Origin of the sequence: Streptomyces sp. NPDC048269 (genome assembly GCF_040652395.1) — a bacterium.
In the GTDB taxonomy this organism is placed as follows: Bacteria; Actinomycetota; Actinomycetes; order Streptomycetales; family Streptomycetaceae; genus Streptomyces.
On sequence record NZ_JBEZLW010000056.1, the window covers coordinates 37,876 to 39,355 of the forward strand.

1 protein-coding gene is annotated in these 1,480 nt (G+C 76.9%); it reads left to right on the forward strand.

Annotation, left to right across the window (positions count from 1 at the left end; translation table 11 throughout):
- The first annotated feature begins 2 nt into the window (after nt 1–2).
- Nucleotides 3–1,349, forward strand: a complete 1,347-nt coding sequence (locus AB0D48_RS33395) for a DNA-directed RNA polymerase sigma-70 factor (RefSeq protein WP_362405668.1) — start codon at nt 3–5, stop codon at nt 1,347–1,349.
- Nucleotides 1,350–1,480 lie beyond the last annotated feature (131 nt).

The following is a 1,480-nucleotide window of genomic DNA, read 5'->3' on the forward strand; positions in this document are numbered from 1 at the left end:
CGTTGCCCACCGCCGACCCAGCCCAGGAGGCGATCGGAGCCGAACGGCCCATCGCCGAAGCCCGGGAAGGACTCGTCGCGAACGACACGGCCGACACCAACGACGCCAACGACGCGGGCGCCTCGACCAGCAGGGCAACGCCACAGGGGGGCGGCCCCGGTGCCCACGGCCTCGCCGGGACGTACGGGACCTCAGGGGACGGCCAGTCCCAGGATTCCGCCGGGTCCGCCGGGTCCGGGGACGGCCAGTCCCAGGATTCCGCCGGGTCCGCCGGGTCCGGGGACGGCCAGTCCCAGGATTCCGCCGGGTCCGCCGGGTCCGGGGACGGCCAGTCCCAGGATTCCGCCGGGTCCGCCGACTCCGCCGCACCGGCTCCGGCGGACGAGCCCGCCGTGTCCCCCGCTGCCGTGGGAACCCCCGCGCCGCGGAGCCCCGCCCCCAGGGGAGCCGCAGCGGCCGCTGGAACGGCCCCGGCCAGCCGGCTCGGCGGCAGCGCCGGGCCGGTCGCGCCCGCCACCCGGCGCCAGGCACCGGCGGGTTCGGCCGAGGCGGCCTTCGACGCCCTCTACGCCCACGCCGCCCCCGACCTCATCCACCAGGCCTACCTGCTCACCGGCCGCCGGGCCGTCGCCCAGGAGGCCGTGGAGCGGGCGTTCCGCCAGGCCTGGCGGCAGTGGCCGGAAGTGGCCACCGACCCGGACCCGGTGGGCTGGGTGCGCGCGGTCGCGTACGAGCACGCCCTCGCTCCCTGGCACCACCTGCGCGCGGCGCACCGACATCCCGACAAGCCCCCCGCCGAGCCCGCCGACCGGATCCTGCTGGACGCCCTGCTCTCGCTCCCCACCGCCCACCGCCGCACCGTGGTGCTCTACGACGGCGTCGGCCTCGACCTCCCCGACACCGCCGCCGAGACCGAGGCCAGCACCCCCACCGCCGGCGGCCGGCTGCTCGATGCGCACGCCTACCTCGCCGAGCGGATCCCCGGACTGGCCGACGTACCGCCCGAAGAGCAGCCCGCGCTGCTGCACGACCTGCTCTCCGCGCTGGTTCCGGAGCTACGGCTCGCCCCGCGCCCCGCGGCCCTCGTACGAGGCCGCACGGAGCGGCGTACCCGGGCGCTGACCCGCGCCGCCCTCGGCATGACCTCGGTGATCGCGGTCGCGACGGCGTACACCGCCGCGACCGCGCCCACCCACTACCAGCCGCCGATCGCCCCCGGCTCGAGCGTCTCGGGCGTACCCCCGCTCAGCGGCCCTCAGCAGCTCACCGAGCGGAGCAAGCAGCTCCACGACAAGCTGCGCGCGGACCCGGCCGCCGGTCCCGCCCGCCTCGCCCCGCGGATCGAATGAGAAACGGGCGTGGCCCGCACCCGGGAAGGGTGCGGGCCCGGTCTGCGTCGCGTACGAGATCGACGGCAAGCGCGTCGAGGAGCTCCCGTACTCGCAGACGGACTTCCACCACGCGAAGCCGATCTACGAAT